The organism is Streptomyces sp. NPDC038135 (genome assembly GCF_055601245.1).
Window position 1 is genome coordinate 101,533 of record NZ_JBVJXS010000015.1, and the last position, 17,413, is coordinate 118,945.

General features: G+C 75.2%; 13 protein-coding genes and 1 riboswitch. Of the genes, 3 read left to right on the forward strand and 10 right to left on the reverse strand.

Translation table 11 applies throughout. The annotated features are described in order from the left end of the window. Position 1: 1 nt before the first annotated feature. From cobI to ACZ7JA_RS34845, 10 genes are all read right to left on the reverse strand, one after another. The gene (cobI, locus tag ACZ7JA_RS34800; RefSeq protein ID WP_389304471.1) at positions 2 to 733 is read right to left on the reverse strand and encodes a precorrin-2 C(20)-methyltransferase; all 732 of its coding nucleotides are present in this window, start codon (positions 731 to 733) and stop codon (positions 2 to 4) included. Next, on the reverse strand, positions 730 to 2,100 hold the full coding sequence (locus tag ACZ7JA_RS34805; protein WP_403684494.1) for a cobyrinate a,c-diamide synthase: 1,371 nt from the start codon (positions 2,098 to 2,100) through the stop codon (positions 730 to 732). Before ACZ7JA_RS34805 ends, cobI begins: the two co-directional genes overlap by 4 nt. Further along, positions 2,100 to 2,699 carry a cob(I)yrinic acid a,c-diamide adenosyltransferase gene (cobO, locus tag ACZ7JA_RS34810; RefSeq protein ID WP_351669154.1) on the reverse strand — a complete coding sequence of 200 codons (600 nt, stop codon included), beginning with the start codon at positions 2,697 to 2,699 and terminating at the stop codon, positions 2,100 to 2,102. Before cobO ends, ACZ7JA_RS34805 begins: the two co-directional genes overlap by 1 nt. Further along, positions 2,699 to 4,759, reverse strand: a complete 2,061-nt coding sequence (locus ACZ7JA_RS34815) for a putative cobaltochelatase (RefSeq protein ID WP_470812371.1) — start codon at positions 4,757 to 4,759, stop codon at positions 2,699 to 2,701. Before ACZ7JA_RS34815 ends, cobO begins: the two co-directional genes overlap by 1 nt. Next, entirely contained in the window at positions 4,756 to 8,406 is a 3,651-nt protein-coding gene (gene cobN / locus ACZ7JA_RS34820; protein ID WP_470812373.1) for a cobaltochelatase subunit CobN, read from the reverse strand. Before cobN ends, ACZ7JA_RS34815 begins: the two co-directional genes overlap by 4 nt. After that, on the reverse strand, positions 8,403 to 9,911 hold the full coding sequence (locus tag ACZ7JA_RS34825) for a cobyric acid synthase (protein ID WP_351669148.1): 1,509 nt from the start codon (positions 9,909 to 9,911) through the stop codon (positions 8,403 to 8,405). Before ACZ7JA_RS34825 ends, cobN begins: the two co-directional genes overlap by 4 nt. Next, positions 9,908 to 10,852, reverse strand: coding sequence for a cobalamin biosynthesis protein (locus tag ACZ7JA_RS34830; protein ID WP_470812375.1), 945 nt, complete (start codon positions 10,850 to 10,852; stop codon positions 9,908 to 9,910). The genes ACZ7JA_RS34825 and ACZ7JA_RS34830 overlap by 4 nt, the downstream gene beginning before the upstream one ends. A gap of 118 nt (positions 10,853 to 10,970) precedes the next feature. Continuing rightward, a riboswitch (cobalamin riboswitch) is annotated at positions 10,971 to 11,109 on the reverse strand. Positions 11,110 to 11,234: 125 nt separating this feature from the next. Then, positions 11,235 to 11,462, reverse strand: a complete 228-nt coding sequence (locus ACZ7JA_RS34835) for a hypothetical protein (RefSeq protein WP_351669144.1) — start codon at positions 11,460 to 11,462, stop codon at positions 11,235 to 11,237. A 24-nt stretch (positions 11,463 to 11,486) separates the two neighbouring features. After that, positions 11,487 to 12,764, reverse strand: coding sequence for an inorganic phosphate transporter (locus ACZ7JA_RS34840; protein WP_351669142.1), 1,278 nt, complete (start codon positions 12,762 to 12,764; stop codon positions 11,487 to 11,489). A gap of 143 nt (positions 12,765 to 12,907) precedes the next feature. Continuing rightward, positions 12,908 to 13,672, reverse strand: a complete 765-nt coding sequence (locus ACZ7JA_RS34845; protein WP_470812377.1) for a lysozyme — start codon at positions 13,670 to 13,672, stop codon at positions 12,908 to 12,910. Between the two features lie 191 nt (positions 13,673 to 13,863). Between ACZ7JA_RS34845 and ACZ7JA_RS34850 the strand changes: the two genes are divergently transcribed. From ACZ7JA_RS34850 to ACZ7JA_RS34860, 3 genes are all read left to right on the forward strand, one after another. After that, a complete protein-coding gene (locus ACZ7JA_RS34850; protein ID WP_389304482.1) occupies positions 13,864 to 14,532 on the forward strand; it encodes a class II aldolase/adducin family protein in 669 nt (222 codons plus the stop codon). A 127-nt stretch (positions 14,533 to 14,659) separates the two neighbouring features. After that, a complete protein-coding gene (locus ACZ7JA_RS34855; RefSeq protein ID WP_450750459.1) occupies positions 14,660 to 15,787 on the forward strand; it encodes an alpha/beta hydrolase in 1,128 nt (375 codons plus the stop codon). A 184-nt stretch (positions 15,788 to 15,971) separates the two neighbouring features. Continuing rightward, complete coding sequence (locus ACZ7JA_RS34860; RefSeq protein WP_470812379.1) at positions 15,972 to 17,399, forward strand: hypothetical protein; 1,428 nt, start codon at positions 15,972 to 15,974, stop codon at positions 17,397 to 17,399. Positions 17,400 to 17,413: the final 14 nt, after the last annotated feature.

Here is a 17,413-nt window from a genome sequence, read left to right on the forward strand (position 1 = left end):
GTCACAGCTTCCCGCCCCGTCCGCCGTCCCGCCGCGGCGGCGCGATCAGCGTGGAGAGGTAGGGCAGCGGCGCCCCGTCCAGCTCGGCGGCCGGCCGCACCGACTCCTCCGGCAGCCCGAGCGCCGAACCCCACACCGCGTCCCCGATCCGCCCGGTCTCCCGCAGCGCCTCGGCGACCTCGGTGGCCTGCCGCCCGAACTTGTACGCCACGACCGTGCCCGGCCCCGCCAGCGCCTCCTTGAGCGCGGCCGAGCCCGCCGTCACCGGCACCAGCGTCAACGGCTCGGTCCCCTCGGTCAGCACCGCGCCCGACCGCGCCGCCAGATCCTGCATGGCGGTGATCCCGGGCACGGTCTCCACCACGACGCCCGGCACCAGCTCCGCGATCGTCTGCGCGAGATAGGTGAACGTCGAGTACACGTTCGGATCGCCGATGGTGGCGAAGGCGACCGACCCGTGCCGCTCCAGCAGCCCGGCGACCCGCTCGCCCGCCGCGTCCCAGGCGGCCTCCCGGCGCGCCCGGTCGGTCCGCTCGTTCAGCGCGAACACCACCCGGACGATCTTCTCGCCGGGCACGTAGTGCAGGACCGTCGCCTCGGCCCGGCCGCGCTCGCCCGTGTCCATCACGGGGACGACGACGACCTCGGCCGCGCGCAGCGCGTTGACCCCCTTGACGGTCACCAGCTCCGGGTCCCCGGGGCCGACCCCCACTCCGACCAGCCTGCTGCTCATGACGTCCGGCACCTCTCCACGAACCGACGGGCCGCACCGGGCGCGGCGGCCCAGTGCGTGTGCAGATAACTCGCGTGCACGCCCTGCTGTACGAAACCCTCGACCCGCCGGACCGGCGTGGTCAGACCCCAGGCGGGGGCGGCGCCGGCGCCGGGCTCGACGACCGTGCGGTGGAACTCGTGCCCGCGCGTCCGCGTCCCCGCGGCGGCCAGCACACTGTCCCCGACGGCCACCGCGTCCCGGTAGCCGAGAGTGAGCCGTTCGCCCATGCGGGCGCCGGCGTCCAGCACCCCGCACATGGGGCGCCCGTCCAGCTCCCGGCACAGGTAGAGCAGCCCGGCGCACTCCGCCGCCACCGGCGCGCCGCTCAGCGCGAGACCGGCGACCGCCTTGCGCAGCGGCTCGTTCGCGGACAGCTCGGCCGCGTACACCTCGGGGAACCCGCCCCCCACGACCAGCCCGGCGGTGCCCTCCGGCAGTTCCTCGTCCCGGAGCGGATCGAACGTGACCACCTCGGCGCCGGCGGCGGCGAGCAGTTCGGCGTGCTCCGCGTAGGAGAACGTGAACGCCCGGCCGCCGGCCACGGCGACGACCGGCCTGTCCGGCGTCCCGGGGCGAGACCCCGGCCCGGCGAGGGCCCCGGCCGGGTCCCAGGCCGCACCCGGCAGCTCACCCGCGCCGCGCGCCAGCGCGGCCAGAGCCTCCAGATCGCACCCTTGAGCCACCTGCGCCGCCATCGCCGCCACCGCCTCGACCGCCGCGGAGCCGCGTTCGGCGACCGGCACCAGACCCAGGTGCCGCGACGGCGTGTCCACCTGTGGCGCCCGCCGCAGCACCCCCAGCACCGGCACCCCGGAGGCGTCCAGCGCCTCCCGCAGCAGCGCCTCGTGCCGGTCGGACCCCACCTTGTTCAGGATCACGCCCCCGACCCGCACCTCCGGGTCCCAGGAGGCGAACCCGTGCACCAGCGCCGCGACCGACCGCGACTGCGACGACGCGTCCACGACCAGCACCACCGGCGCCCGCAGCAACTTGGCCACGTGCGCGGTGGACGCCAGCTCGCCCTGGCCCGCGGCCCCGTCGTACAGCCCCATCACGCCCTCGACGACGGCGAGATCGCATCCCCGCGCCCCGTGCAGGAACAGCGGGGCGATCAGCTCCGGCCCGCACAGGTACGCGTCCAGGTTGCGCCCCACCCGCCCCGTGGCGAGCGCGTGGTAGCCGGGGTCGATGTAGTCCGGCCCGACCTTGTGCGGGGACACGGCGAGCCCCCGTGCGGCGAACGCGGCCATCAGCCCCGTGGCGACGGTGGTCTTGCCGCTGCCCGACGCGGGCGCGGCGACGACCAGCCGGGGCACCGGCGACATCACCACTCGATGCCCTTCTGGCCCTTCTGGCCCACGTCCATGGGGTGCTTGACCTTGGACATGTCGGTGACCAGGTCGGCGAGGTCCACCAGCTTCCGCGGCGCGTTCCGCCCCGTGATCACCACGTGCTGGGTGCCGGGCCGGCCGCGCAGCACGTCCACCACCTCGTCCGTGTCGACCCAGCCCCAGTGCATCGGGTAGGCGAACTCGTCCAGCACGTACAGCCGGTACGTCTCGGCCGCCAGGTCCCGCTTGACCTGCTCCCAGCCCTCGCGGGCCTTCTCCTCGTTGTCCATCTGCGCGTCGCGCTGCACCCAGGACCAGCCCTCGCCCATCTTGTGCCAGTCGACGCTGCCGCCCTCGCCGGAGGCGCCGAGCACGCGCAGCGCGTTCTCCTCGCCGACCTTCCACTTGGCGGACTTGACGAACTGGAACACCCCGATCGGCCAGCCCTGGTTCCAGGCCCGCAGCGCCAGTCCGAACGCGGCGGTGGACTTGCCCTTGCCGACGCCCGTGTGCACCACGACCAGCGGCCGGTTGCGGCGCTGACGGGTCGTCAGACCGTCGTCCGGTACGACACTCGGCTGCCCCTGCGGCATTACGCGGCCCTCCTCGAAGTCCCCTGCACATCCCTGACCAGCCCGGCGATCGAGTCGGACCGCAGCTCCTCCAGCGTCACCGCCGTACCGCCCAGCTCGCCCGCGAGCTGCCCGGCGAGCCCGAGCCGCACCGGCCCCGACTCGCAGTCCACGACCACCGAGGCGACGCCGTCCGCCGCGAACAGCCGCGCCGCCCGCCCCGCCAGCGCCACCGGCTCCGTCCCACCCGTCGCCCGGCCACCACCCCGGCCGGAGGCGCTTCGCGCCGCCCCTCCGCCGGTGGCCCGGCCGTCCGTCACCACCACGACCAGCGCCCGCCGCGCCGGGTCCCGCAGCCGCTCCACCCGCAGCACCTCGTGCGCCCTCAGCAGCCCGGCCGCCAGCGGCGTGCGGCCGCCGGTCGGCAGCGACTCCAGCCGGGCCGCCGCCGCGTCCACCGACGAGGTCGGCGGCAGCGCCACGTCCGCGGCGGACCCCCGGAAGGTCACCAGGCCCACCTTGTCCCGCCGCTGGTAGGCGTCGAGGAGCAGCGACAGCACCGCGCCCTTCACGGCGCTCATCCGCTGCCGCGCCGCCATCGACCCGGAGGCGTCCACCACGAACAGCACGAGGTTGCCCTCGCGCCCCTCCCGGGTCGCCTGCCGCAGATCGTCCCGGCGGACCACGAGCCCCGGCCCGGACCGCCCCCGCGCCCGCTGGTGCGGCGCCGCGGCCAGCACGGTCGCCGCCAGGTGCAGCTTGGTCAGCGCGCCCCGGGGCCGCCGGGCGCCCGTGGTCCGCCCGTGCTCGGTGCGCGCCCGCGAGCGCCGGCCGGTCGCGCCCTCACCGATGCCGGGCACGCTCAGCACCTTCGTGCGGAACGGCTCGGCGGCCCGCACCGCCGACTGCTCCTGCCCGCCCGACGGCTGCGGCTGCCCGCCCTCGCCCGCCTCGGGCCGCGCGGCCGCGCCGCCGTCGCCCTGCGGACCGCTGTCCGGCGCCGGCTGCCCTCCGCCGCCGGGGCCCTGGGGACCGGGGTCGGGGTCGTCGTCGCCCTCGCCGTCGTCCTCGCCGGAGTACTGCTCCATCGTCTCGTCCAGCTTGTCCTCGTCCAGACCCGGCGCGTCGAACGGGTTGCGCCGCCGCCGGTGCGGCAGCGCGAGCAGCGCGGCCTGCCGGACGTCCTCGGCGAACACGTCGGTCCGCCCCGCCCACGCGGCGAGCGCGGTCGCCGTACGCGCCATCACGATGTCGGCGCGCATCCCGTCCACCTCGAAGGCCGCGCAGGTCGCCGCGATCTGCCGCAGCGCGCCGTCGCCGAGACGCACCCGGGGCAGCAGCTCCCGGGCCGCGGCGATCCGCTGCCGGACGGCGGCCTCCTCCTCGGCCCAGCGCGCCGCGAAGGCGCCGGGATCGTCGTCGTACGCCAGCCGGCGCCGCACGACCTCCACCCGCTCGTCCGGCTCCCGCGAGGCCGCGACCTCCACGGTCAGCCCGAACCGGTCCAGCAGCTGCGGCCGCAGCTCGCCCTCTTCGGGGTTCATGGTGCCGACGAGCAGGAACCGGGCGGCGTGCCGCACCGAGACGCCCTCGCGCTCGACGTACGAGGCGCCCATCGCGGCGGCGTCCAGCAGCAGGTCCACGAGGTGGTCGTGCAGGAGGTTGACCTCGTCCACGTACAGGATCCCGCGGTGGGCGTCGGCCAGCAGGCCCGGCTCGAAGGCCTTCACGCCCTCGGCGAGCGCCCGCTCGATGTCGAGCGCGCCGACCAGCCGGTCCTCGGAGGCGCCGACCGGCAGCTCGACCATCCGCGCCGGCCGTGCGTCCCCGGCGCCCGCCTCGTGCGGCCCGTCCGGGCAGGACGGGTCCGGCGCCGCCGGATCGCAGGAGAACCGGCATCCGGGGACGACGGCCACCTCCGGCAGCAGCGCGGACAGGGCGCGTACGGCCGTGCTCTTCGCGGTGCCCTTCTCGCCGCGCACCAGCACGCCGCCGACCGCCGGGGACACGGCGTTCAGCAGCAGCGCGAGCCGCAGATCGTCCTGACCGACAACGGCCGTGAACGGGAACGGGGTGGTCACTGGTCGCCCTCCAAGTCGCCTTCCAGCTCCAGATAGGTGGCGCGCAGCCGCTCCAGCGTGTCCGCGTCCGGCTCGGCCCACAGGCCCCGGTCCGCCGCCTCCAGCAGCCGCTCGGTGATGCCGCGCAGCGCCCACGGGTTGGACTTCTTCATGAAGTCCCGGTTCTCCGGGTCGAAGACGTACTCCGCGCTGAGCTTCTCGTACATCCAGTCGTCGACCACGCCCGCCGTGGCGTCGTAGCCGAACAGGTAGTCCACGGTCGCCGCCATCTCGAAGGCGCCCTTGTAGCCGTGCCGGCGCATCGCCGCCATCCAGCGCGGGTTGACCACCCGCGCCCGGAAGACGCGGTGCGTCTCCTCGCCCAGCGTGCGGGTCCTCACCTGGTCGGGTACGGCGCTGTCGCCCACGTAGGCCTCGGGGTTGGCGCCGGTCAGGTGCCGCACCATGGCGACCATGCCGCCGTGGTACTGGAAGTAGTCGTCGGCGTCGACCAGGTCGTGCTCGCGGGTGTCGACGTTCTTCGCGGCGACCGCGATCCGCTTGAACGCGGTCTCCATGTCCCCGCGCGCCGCCCGGCCGTCGAGCCCGCGCCCGTAGGCGTAACCGCCCCACACCGCGTACACCTCGGCGAGGTCGGCGTCGGAGCGCCAGTTGCGGGCGTCGATCAGCGGCAGCAGGCCGGCGCCGTACGCGCCCGGCTTCGAGCCGAAGATGCGGGCGGTCGCCCGCCGGCGGTCGCCGTGCTCCGCCGTGTCCTCCTCCACGTGCGCCCGCACGTAGTTGACCTCGGCCGGCTCGTCCAGCGCGGCCACCGCCCGGACCGCGTCGTCGATCAGCCCGACCACGTGCGGGAACGCGTCCCGGAAGAAGCCGGAGATGCGGACCGTGACGTCGACGCGCGGCCGGCCCAGCTCCTGCGGGCCGATCACCTCGAAGCCCGTCACCCGGCGCGAGGCGTCGTCCCAGACCGGACGGCAGCCGAGCAGCGCCAGGATCTCGGCGATGTCGTCGCCCTGGGTGCGCATCGCGGAGGTGCCCCACACCGTGAGGCCCACCGACCTCGGGTACTCCCCGGTGTCCTGGAGGTACCGCTGGACCAGCGAGTCCGCCAGCGACTGGCCGACCTCCCAGCTCAGCCTGGACGGGATCGCCTTCGGGTCGACGGAGTAGAAGTTCCGGCCGGTCGGCAGCACGTTGACCAGGCCCCGGGTCGGCGAACCGGACGGTCCCGCGGGCACGTAACCGCCGTCCAGCGCCCGCAGGATGTGACCGATCTCGTCGGTGGTCCGGGCGAGGCGCGGCACGACCTCGTCGCAGGCGAACTCCAGCACCGCGACGGCGTCGGGGAGTTCGGCGCCGAGCACGTCGCCCAGCACGGCCGGCACGGCCGCCCGGTCCCACGCCCTGGCCTCCATGCCCTCCGCGATCCGCCGGCAGAGCCGCTCCAGCAGGTCGATCGTGTCGGCCGCCGTCCGGGACGGGCCGTCGACTCGGTCCGTCAGCTCCACCGGCACCTTCACCGGCGCCCCCGGCTCGGCCAGCAGCTCCTTCTCCACCAGCCCGTAGTGCAGGGCGAGCGACGCCCGCAGCCCCGGCAGCGCGTTCGCCTGCCCGCCCCACACCTGGGAGGCGCGCAGCACGGCGAGGACCAGGTTCACCCGCGGGTCGGCCTCCGGGCCGCCGCCGAGGACGTGCAGTCCGTCGCGGATCTGCACGTCCTTGATCTCGCACAGGTAGCCGTCGATGTGCATGACGAACTCGTCGAACTCGGCGTCGTCCGGCTGCTCGTCCACGTGCAGGTCGTGGTGCAGCTCGGCGGCCTTGACCAGCGTCCAGATCTGGGCGCGCACCGCCGGCGCCTTCGCCGGGTCCAGGTCCGAGACGAGCGCGTACTCGTCCAGGAGCTGCTCCAGCTTGGCCAGGTCGCCGTAGGTGTCCGCGCGCGCCATCGGCGGCACCAGGTGGTCGACCACGGTGGCGTGCCCGCGCCGCTTGGCCTGGGTGCCCTCGCCGGGGTCGTTGACGATGAACGGGTAGACGAGCGGGAGGTCGCCGAGCACGGCGTCCGGGGCGCAGCCGCCGCTCAGGCCCAGGCCCTTGCCGGGCAGCCACTCCATGGTGCCGTGCTTGCCCATGTGCACGATCGCGTCGGCGCCGAAGCTGTTCTCCAGCCAGCGGTAGGCCGCGAGGTAGTGGTGGGAGGGCGGCATGTCCGGGTCGTGGTAGATCGCGATCGGGTTCTCGCCGAAGCCGCGCGGCGGCTGGATCATCACGACGACGTTCCCGAACCGCAGGGAGGCGAGCACGATGTCGTCGCCGTCCACGTACAGGCCGCCCGGCGGCTCGCCCCACGCCTCGAGCATCGCGTCCCGCAGCTCCGGGTCGAGCTTGCCGAACCACTCCCGGTAGTCGGCGAGCGGCACCCGGGCGGGCGCGGCGGCCAGCTGCTCCTCCGTCAGCCACTCCACGTCGTGGCCGCCGGCCGCGATCAGCCGGTGGATCAGCTCGTCGCCGTTGTCCGGGTACCCCTCGGCCGCGTAGCCGGCGTCGCGCAGCGCGTCCAGCACCCGGACCGCCGAGGCGGGCGTGTCCAGGCCGACCGCGTTGCCGACCCGGGAGTGCTTGGTCGGGTAGGCGGTGAAGACCAGCGCGATCCGCTTCTCCGCGTTCGGCTTGTGGGCCAGCTCGGCGTGGCGTACGGCGATCCCGGCGACCCGCGCGGCCCGCTCGGGGTCGGCGACGTACACCGGCACGTCGTCCGGGCCCTGCTCCTTGAAGGAGAACGGCACGGTGACGAGCCGTCCGTCGAACTCCGGGATGGCCACCTGCATCGCCGCGTCCATGGGGGAGAGGGCGGCGTCCGACTCCGCCCAGGCGGCGCGCGAGGAGGTGAGGCAGAGGCCCTGCAGCACGGGCACGTTGAGAGCGGCGAGCGCCCCTACGTCCCAGGACTCCTCGTCGCCGCCCGCGGACGCCTGCGAGGCGTGCGTGCCGCCGGCCGCGAGCACGGTGGCGACCAGCGCGTCGGCCCGGCCCAGCAGCTCGTACAGGCCGGGGTCCGCGCCGCGCAGCGAACCGCAGTACACCGGCAGGGCGTTGGCGCCGCGCGCCTCGATCGCCTCGCACAGCGTGTCCACGAAGGCGGTGTTGCCGCTCAGTTCGTGCGCCCGGTAGAACAGCACGCCCACCGTCGGGCGGCCGTCGCGCAGCGGGTACGAGCCGTGGACGCCGAACTCCGGCATCTTCCGCGGCTCCTCGAAGCCCTCGCCCGTGAGCAGCACGGTGTCGGAGAGGAACCGGGCCAGCTGGGTCAGGTTGTCCGGGCCGCCCTCGACGAGGTACCTCAGCGCCTCGGCCACCACGCCCGCCGGCACGGACGACTCGGCCATCAGCTCGGCGTCCGGCACCGTCTCGCCGCCCAGCAGCACGGTCGGGACGCCGGACGTCCGCAGCGCGGCCAGCCCGTCCTCCCAGGCCCGCTTGCCGCCGAGCAGCCGCACGACGGCGAGGTCGGCGCCCTCGATCAGCCCCGGCAGTTCCCCGGCCACGTCCACCCGGGTCGGATTGCCGGTCCGGTACCCGGCGCCGGAGGCCCGGGCCGCCAGCAGATCGGTGTCGGCGGTCGACAACAACAACACTGTGCTCATGCGGGCGCTCCCGGTGGAATGAAAGGCAGTCCTTGTGGCGCGCCCGACTCGATGAGCCGCCAGAGCGCGTCCGTGTCCGCGTGCTGTTCGATCAGGTCGCCGAGCCGGTCGAGCTGCTCCTCGCGCAGCGCGGCGAACGAGGTGCCCGGGGCCGGTACGAAGCGGCGTCCCGCGGCGGCCGCCACCTCGCGCAGGAAGGCGCGCCGGAAGCCGTCCGACTCCAGCGAGCCGTGCCAGTGCGTGCCCCACACGGAACCCACCCGGCAGCCGTCCAGGAAGGGTTCCCCGCCGACGACCTCGGCGACCCCGTGGTGGATCTCGTACCCCTCGACCGGCTCGCCGAGGGCACGCCCGGCCGGGCGGGCGAGGGTCTTCTCCCGGGCGAACCGCACCCGCACGGGCAGCAGGCCGAGCCCGTCGACGGCGCCGGCGCGCGACTCGACCTCGTCCTCGATGTGCTCGCCCAGGATCTGGAAGCCGCCGCAGATCCCGAGCACCGGGCGCCCCTCGGCGGCCCGTCGCGCGAGCGCGTCGGCGAGGCCGCGCTCGCGCAGCCACCGAAGCGCCCGCACGGTCCCGCGGGTGCCCGGGATCACCGCCAGGTCCGCGTCCACCAGCTCCTCCGGCCGGTCCACGAACCGCACCACGACGCCCGGTTCGGCGGCCAGCGCGTCCACGTCGGTGAAGTTGGACATCAGCGGGACCGCGCACACGGCGACCCGCAGCACGTCCGCACCGGCCGGGGGAGCCACCGTGGACTCCCGCACGGCGCCCCGCAGGGAGACCCGCAGCCCGTCCTCCTCGTCGATGCCGAGCCCGTGCCGGAACGGCAGCACGCCGTACGTCCGCCGCCCGGTGAGGCCGTGGAGCATGTCGAGGCCGGGCTCCAGCAGGGAGACGTCGCCCCGGAACTTGTTCACCAGGAACCCGGCGACCAGTTCCTGGTCCTCGGGCGACAGCAGGGCGAGGGTGCCGAAGAAGGAGGCGAAGACGCCGCCGCGGTCGATGTCGCCGACCACGAGGACGGGCAGCCGCGCGCCCCGCGCGATCCCCATGTTGACGATGTCCGTCCGCCGCAGGTTGATCTCCGCCGGCGAACCGGCGCCCTCACAGATCACCGCGTCATACGTGCCCCGCAACTCGGCCAGGCAGTCCAGCACCGTGCCCAGCAGCCGCTGCTGGCGTCCGCCGTGGTAGCCGCGCGCGCTCATCTCGCCCACCGGCTTGCCCAGCAGCACCACCTGGCTGCTCTGTTCACCGCCCGGCTTCAGCAGCACGGGGTTCATCAGCGCGGTCGGCTCCACCCGGCAGGCCTGCGCCTGCATCGCCTGCGCCCGCCCGATCTCGGCGCCCTCGCGCGTCACGAAGGAGTTGAGGGACATGTTCTGCGCCTTGAACGGCGCGACCTTGACGCCCTGGCGCACCAGCCAGCGGCAGATCCCGGCCGTCACGACGCTCTTGCCGGCGTCGGAGGTGGTGCCGGCGACGAGGAGCCCACCGCTCACTTGCCACGTCCCTTCACGAGGAGGCGCGCACCGGCGGTGACGCCGAGCGCGAGCAGGCCGACGCGGCGGGAGAGCGTCACGGCCCGGTCGATGTCGGTGACCCGGACGGCCCGCCCGGTGCCGCCGCCCAGCACCGGCCGGTGTTCCACCCGCCCGGCGTAGGAGAGCGTCCCGCCGAGCCGCACCCCGAGCGCGCCCGCGAACGACGCCTCGACGGGTCCGGCGTTGGGGCTCGGGTGCTTCGCCGCGTCCGCCCGCCAGGCCCGTACGGCGCCCCGCGGGTCCGGTCCGGCCAGCACGGCGAGCGCGGCCGTCAGCCGGGCCCCCGGCCAGCCGGCGAGGTCGTCGAGCCGGGCCGAGGCCCAGCCGTAGCGGCGCAGGCGCGGCGATTTGTGACCGACCATCGCGTCCAGGGTGTTGACGGCCCGGAACCCGAGCAGCCCCGGCACGCCGGCGACGGCGCCCCACACCAGCGCGCCCACGACGGCGTCGGAGGTGTTCTCGGCGACGGACTCGACCACGGCCCGGGCGATCCCGTCGGCGTCCAGCGCCTGCGGGTCCCGGCCGCACAGGTGCGGCAGCCGCGCGCGGGCCGCCGGCACGTCACCGGCCTCCAGGGCGCGCCCGATCGCCCGGGCCTCGCGGGCCAGCGAAGTGCCCCCGACGACGGCCCAGGTGGCCACGCCGATCAGCGCGGCGGAGGCGACGGGGGAGCGGCGCACGGCCCGTTGGGCGACGAGCCCGGCGGCCACGGCGCCGCCGGCGCAGACGGCGGTGTGCAGCGCGCCCCAGCCGCGATGGTCGTGCCACAGCACGCGTTCCACGGCAGCGGCCGCCCGCCCGAACACGGCGACCGGATGCCCGCGGCGCGGATCGCCGAGGAGCAGGTCGCCGAGAAGGCCGGCGGCGGCGCCGTACGCGTAAGCGCGATCGGCACCCATCGGCTCAGCCGGCCGTGGGCGCGGGGGCGGAACTCTCGCTGCGGGCCCTGGAACGGGCCCTCGATCTGCGGCCGAGCATGGCGATCGGTGTCCTCACTCAGGGTGTCCACGCCCTGGTTCGACGAAGCCGGCGGTGAGAGTTCCTGGCTCCCGGGGATCACTCCCCGGTGACAGTGGCGGGACCGCGCCGGATTCGCACCGGCTTCCTCTCCTGCCGCCGTACATGGCCCGGGCAGTCCACCACGGGCCCGGAAGGGCCGTCAACTTGCCTGTGACCTGCGGGGGGAGAGTGTGCCGAGCCCCACACCGGCGGGATCCGGACACGAGAAGAGGCTCCCTGCCGGAACACACCGGCGGAGAGCCTCTTCGGGGACGGCCTGCCTTAAGGCTTGGCCACGATCAGGTAGATGCCGTAGGCCACGGCCGCGGCGCACGCCGCGAAGCACACGTACGCGCCGGTGACGGCGAGCGTCGCGGAGCCGCCCTGCGCGGCCGCCCGCTCGCGCCGGGACAGGCCGTTGACGCCGAGGGTGAACAGGGCCACCAGGCCCACCGTGAAGGCGAGGCTGACGCCGAGGACGGAGCCGATGGCCGCCCAGTCGATCTTCATGTTGCTTTTCCTCCGGTAACCGGGTCAGACGGTGGCGGCCGGCGGGACGGCCGGTGCGGTGACTTCGGCGGTGGCCGGGGCCGGGCCGCTCGACTGTGCCGGGAAGGTGATGGCCGGCCCCTCGGTGAGGGTGACGCCGGCCGGCGGCGGGGTCACCGCGGCGATCGCGGCGGTCACCACACCCGCGGGCTCCGCGGCCTCGTCGGTGCCGTTGACGTTGGTGTGGTCGACGACCTCGCGGCGGGAGCGCTTCCAGATCGCGGCGCTGGAGCCGACCAGGAAGACCGCGACGAGGGCGGTGCCCCAGTCGCCCAGGTCCGTGACGGACTCGGCGAGCGCGCCGACCAGGGCGGCGGCCGGGAGGGTGAGGACCCAGGCGACGGCCATCCGGGTCGCGGTGGACCAGCGGACCACACCGCCCTTGCGGCCCAGACCCGCGCCCATCACCGAACCGGAGACGACGTGCGTGGTGGACAGCGAGAAGCCGAGGTGCGAGGAGGCCAGGATGGCGGTGGCGGCGCTGGTCTGGGCGGCGAAGCCCTGGCGCGGCTGCAGCTCGGTCAGGCCCTTGCCCATGGTGCGGATGATGCGCCAGCCGCCGATGTAGGTGCCGAGCGCGATGGCCATGCCCGCGGAGAGGATCACCCAGGTGGGAGGGTTGGAACCCGGGGCGATGGCGCCGCCCGCGATCAGCGCGAGGGTGATGATGCCCATGGTCTTCTGGGCGTCGTTGGTGCCGTGGGCGAGGGAGACCAGTCCGGCGGAGGCGATCTGGCCGGCGCGGTAGCCCTTGCGGGAGGCCTCGCCCTCGGCCTTGCCGCCGATCCCGTAGGAGAAGCGGGTGGCGAGCATGGCGGCCAGGCCGGCCACGACCGGGGCGGCGACCGCCGGCAGCAGCACCTTGGTGACCAGCACGTCGCCGTGGACGGCGCCGAAGCCCGCCGAGGCGACGGTGGCGCCGATCAGGCCGCCCATCAGGGCGTGGGAGGAGCTGGAGGGCAGACCCACCAGCCAGGTCAGCAGGTTCCAGAGGATCGCGCCGACCAGGGCGGCGAAGATGACCTCGGGACGGATGCCGTTCTCATCGACGAGACCCTTGGAGATCGTGTTGGCGACCTCCACGGAGAGGAAAGCGCCCACAAGGTTGAGCACGGCGGACATGGCCACCGCGACCTTGGGCTTGAGCGCACCGGTCGAGATGGTGGTGGCCATCGCGTTGGCGGTGTCGTGGAAACCGTTCGTGAAATCGAACGCGAGAGCGGTTACCACCACTATCGCGAGGATCAGCGAGAAGCTTTCCATTTACCCAGGCAATCGTTCGAGCGTCATTGGCGGGTCGAACGTAGGCAACCTGGGTGAACGGAAGGTGAACTGGGTCGGGCGCGGGGGTGTCGGTAACGGGGGTCGGCGATTCCGTTCCGGTCGGGCGCCCGTGCGCCCCTTGGCTACCGGCCGCGCGCGAAGGCCCGCAGCCGGCTCGGCGGCCCGTGAAAGAGATTCTGGTCACCCGGCAGACCGCCCTCGGTGCCGTACTGCCAGAAGGTCCAGGACGACCATCCGCCGGGCAGCGATCCCGGCGCTGACGTGCCGTGACGGGCGATCCACAGCGGGTGGTCGGAGGCGAAGGCGCGGCTGCCGCCGGTGCAGGAGGCCCACCACTGGGCGGTCGTGTAGATCACCGGACGCCGGCCGGTGAGCCGGTGCAGTTCGTCGCTGAAGGAGCGGATCCAGCGGACCATCCGCCGGTGGCCGAGCCCGTAGCAGATGTGCCTGCCGTCGTACGGGTCGTATTCGATGTCGAGGGCCGGCGGCAGGGTCCAGCCGTCCGCCCGCCAGCCGCCGCCGTGCCGTACGAAGTACGCGGCCTGGGCGGCGCCGGAGGACTGGTCGGGGCGGGCGAAGTGATAGGCGCCGCGGATCAGGTGCGCCCGGCGCGCGCCCGCGTACTGCCGGGCGAAATAGGGATTGCGGTAGCCCGTGGACTCCGTCGCCTTGATGTAGGTGAACCGAGCGCCGTCCGACCGGGCGGCGGGCCAGTCGACGTGTCCCTGGTGCGAGGACACGTCGTGCCCCCGCGGCAGGCCCGCCGCCACCGCGGCCGACGGCCCGGCGGCGGCGCACTGGGCGCCCGCGAGGACGAGCGCGCCCGCGGCGGCCGCGACCACGGCCGCGCGACGGCGGGGGCGGGAGGGTGAGCGGTCACGGGCCATGCGTCCCCCTGGTGTGACGGTGAAGCGTCGTGCGACTGCGGGCATTAATGATCATTAGATGCTTGGATATCACCCGATCAAGTGCGTTTAGGTGCGTTTCGCACCGGTGTCCACTCGTCCGGCGGCACGGGTTCCGGACGGAAGTCCGCCGGCGGACTTCCCCGCACCGGGCGGGCTGGCAGGATCGCGGCATGGCTGGACAGCGGCGGGACGCGGAAGAGCAGCAGGAGCGGAGCTGGGCGGCGCTGGTCGCGACGGCCCGCCGGACCGTGGCCGACGGGCTGGTCGTCGGCACCTCGGGCAACGTCTCCGCCCGCGTGGGGGACGTCGTGCTGGTCACCCCGTCGGGCGTGCCCTACGACCGGCTCACCCCGGCCGACATCACCGGCGTCGACCTCGACGGCCGGCAGGTGCTCGGCACCCTCGTGCCGACCAGCGAGCTGCCCATGCACCTCGCCGTCTACCGCAGCACCGACGCCCGCGCCGTCGTCCACACCCACGCCGTGCACGCCACGGCGGTCTCCACCCTCGTCACCGAGCTGCCCCCGATCCACTACATGACCGCCTCCCTCGGCGGCCCCGTACGGGTCGCCCCCTACGCCGCCTACGGCACCGACGAACTGGCCGGCAACATGCTCGCGGCGCTGGCCGGCCGCTCCGGCTGCCTGCTGCGCAACCACGGCACGGTCACCCACGGCGCCACCCTCGACCAGGCCTACGACCGCACCGCCCAGCTCGAGTGGATGTGCCGGCTGTGGCTGACGGCGTCCTCCGTGCCGGGCCTCACGCCCGCCCTGCTGACGGAGGCACACATCGCGGAGGCCGGGGCACGCTTGAAGGGATACGGCCAACGGAGGTGACCCCTTGTCGTCGCACAGCCGCCCGCTCCGTCCCCCTGCCGTCCGGCCGCCCCTCGGCCGCCGCACCGGGCCGTCCGGCCCGCTCCTCCGGCTGGCCGGTTCCGGCGGCCCCCAGGACACTGGAGCCGTGCGCACCGTCAGAGCGACCGCCGCCGCCCTCGGCGCCGTCCTGGCCGCCGGAGCGGTCTCCGTCGCCGCCGGCCGGCTGGCCAGCGACGCGGCGCTGAAGGCCCCACCCGGCAGGCCCCTGCCCACCGAACCCCGGCTCACCGTGCACGGCACCGCGCCCGGGCGGATCACCCTCACCCGCGACCTCGCCTCGCTGCGCCCCGGCACCTACGGCCTGGCCGGCGACGGCTCGCACGCGGTCGTCGGGCCCCCGCTGGACTCGGCCGAGCACACCGCCGACACCGTCGTCAGACGCCTGGAACGCGTCACCCACGGGTCCTTCGCCCCCGGCGACGCGGCCTGGCTCACCCCCAACGTGCACGTCGGCAACCCGGGCACCGCCCTCGGCCTCGACCACGCCGACATCGACGTCCCCGGTGAACTCGGCCCGCTGCCCGCCTGGTTCGTGCCCGGCCACCGGGACACCTGGGTGATCGCGGTGCACGGCCTCGGCACCACCCGCGAGCTCGCCCTGAACGTCATGGCGAACCTGCACCGCCGCCGCGTCCCCGTCCTCGCCCTCGCCTACCGCGGCGACCTGGGCGCCCCGCGCTCCCCGGACGGCCTGAACCACCTCGGCGAGACAGAGTGGCGCGACGTGGACGCGGCGATCCGCTACGCCGTCCGCTACGGCGCCCGCCGGGTCGTCCTCCTCGGCTGGTCCACCGGCGCCACCATGGCCCTGCGCGCCGCCGAGCACTCCGCCGTGCGCGAGCGCGTCGCCGGGCTGGTCCTCGACTCCCCGGTGCTGAGCTGGCAGGCGGCCCTGCGCGCCCTCGCCCAGGCCCGGCACACCCCCGACGCCCTGCTGCCGCTGGCGGTGCGGGCCGCGCAGGGCCGGGCCGGACTGCACGCCGACCGCGGCGCCGGGACCGCCGACCCCGACCGGCTCGCCGTGCCCACGCTGATCATCCACGGTCCCGACGACGTGGTGGCCCCGTGGGCCCACTCCCGCCGCCTCGCCGCCCGCCGCCCCGACCTGGTCGCGCTGCACACCGTGCCGCAGGCCCCGCACGCGGCCATGTGGAACGCCGACCCGGAGGAGTACGAGGAGCGGCTGCGCCGGTTCCTGACCCCGCTGATGTGACCGGCACGCGGCTCCCTCCGCTACGGGCCGGACGGCCACTGGTACGGCCGGTGCGTCAAGGGCCGTACCACTGGCCCGATCCCGCCCGCGGAGCCGCCTCCGGCCCGCGTGCCTTGGCCACTCCCGTAGCCCGCCGTGACATTCCGTTTGGGTTTTCGGACGGTCAACCGGAAGACTGCACCCCGTGACGTCCCGTATCCCGCGCGACTCCAGGCTTCGACTCGTCCGACCGCGACCCCTGGCCGCCGCCCCCAGAGCTGTGAACCAGCGGCGCCCGCGCCGCCCCGCACCCCGGCCGCCGGAGGGCACCCCCGCCCCGGCCGAGCTGGCCAGAATGGCGCGCACCGGTCTGGCCGGCGCGGTCCGGGTCGCCCGCTGGGCCGACTCCGCCCTCGGTCCCGGCAGCGACGCCGCCACCGCGGACGGCAAGGCCACCCTCTCCGACGCGACCGCCGAGCGCGCCGCCGCCGGCCTCGGTCTCGACCCGGGCCGGATCCGCGCCGACTGGGACACCGCCCGGCTCGCCGGACTCATCGAGGTGCACGGGGACAACGCGCGCCCGGGATGGCGCCTGCGTGCCTGGGACCGCGACGACAGCGCCGTGCTGCGCGGCTGGGTCGCCCTGTTCGACGCCTGGTCGCTCGCCGGCCCGGAGCCCGCGGGGGCCGAGCCGGCCGCCGTCGCCGAGGTCGTCTCGGCCATGCCCCAGGTGCTCTCCTTTCTCCAGCTATCCGCCGGCCCGGTGCCCGTCGAGCAGCTCCTCGACCTGCTCCAGCAGCGGGTCACCGAACTGCGCACCGAGCGCTGCGAGGTCTCCTACGAGCCCGGCGAAGGCGGCTCCCCGGCCCCCGCGGGCGCCGCCGCCCCCGCGGAACCCGCGCCCGCCGGGGACACCCCGCTCGCCCCGCTCCTGGAGTGGGCCCTGACGGCCCTCGCCTCCGTCGGCGCCCTGACCTACGGCGACGGCCAGGCCACGCTCACCCCGCTGGGCAGCTGGGCGGTCTGGGTCAAGCTGGAGCAGATCTGCGTGGCCGCGCAGAGCCCCGCCGGCAACATCGAGCAGTCGGCCGAGGACATGCTCCGCGGCTGCGCCCAGCTCCGCCCCAACGCCGCCCGCGCCGAGTACCGCGCCTGGCTCGCCGCCCGCCCCGTCGGCAGCGCCGTCACCGAGCTGCTCGCCGCGGCCCGGGGCGACGACGCCCTGCTGCGCGGCCTCGCCTTCGAGGCGCTGCGCGTCGTCGGCGCCCCCGCCGAACCCGAGGTGCACGCGGTGCTGGACGACCCCGCCCTGCGGCCGTACGCGCTGCTGTGGCTGGCCGAGCACGACGGCGTCGACCCGGAGGACGCCCACGAGGTCCTGACCCGCGAGGAGGCCACCTGGCTGTGGGTCGACACCGCGGCCGCCGTCGCCGACCACGGCGAGACGTCGATGCTGGTGCGGCACCTGGAGGCCGCGGTGCAGCCGACCGTGCCCACGCTGCTGGACGAGGTCCGCGCCGTCGGCCACCCGCGCACCGTGCAGGTCCTGGTGGCCCTCGCCGCCGCCCACCCGGACCCGGCCCTCGCCAAGGCCGTGCGCCGGGCCGCCTTCCAGGTGCACACCGGCGGCTGACCCGGGGCGCCGGG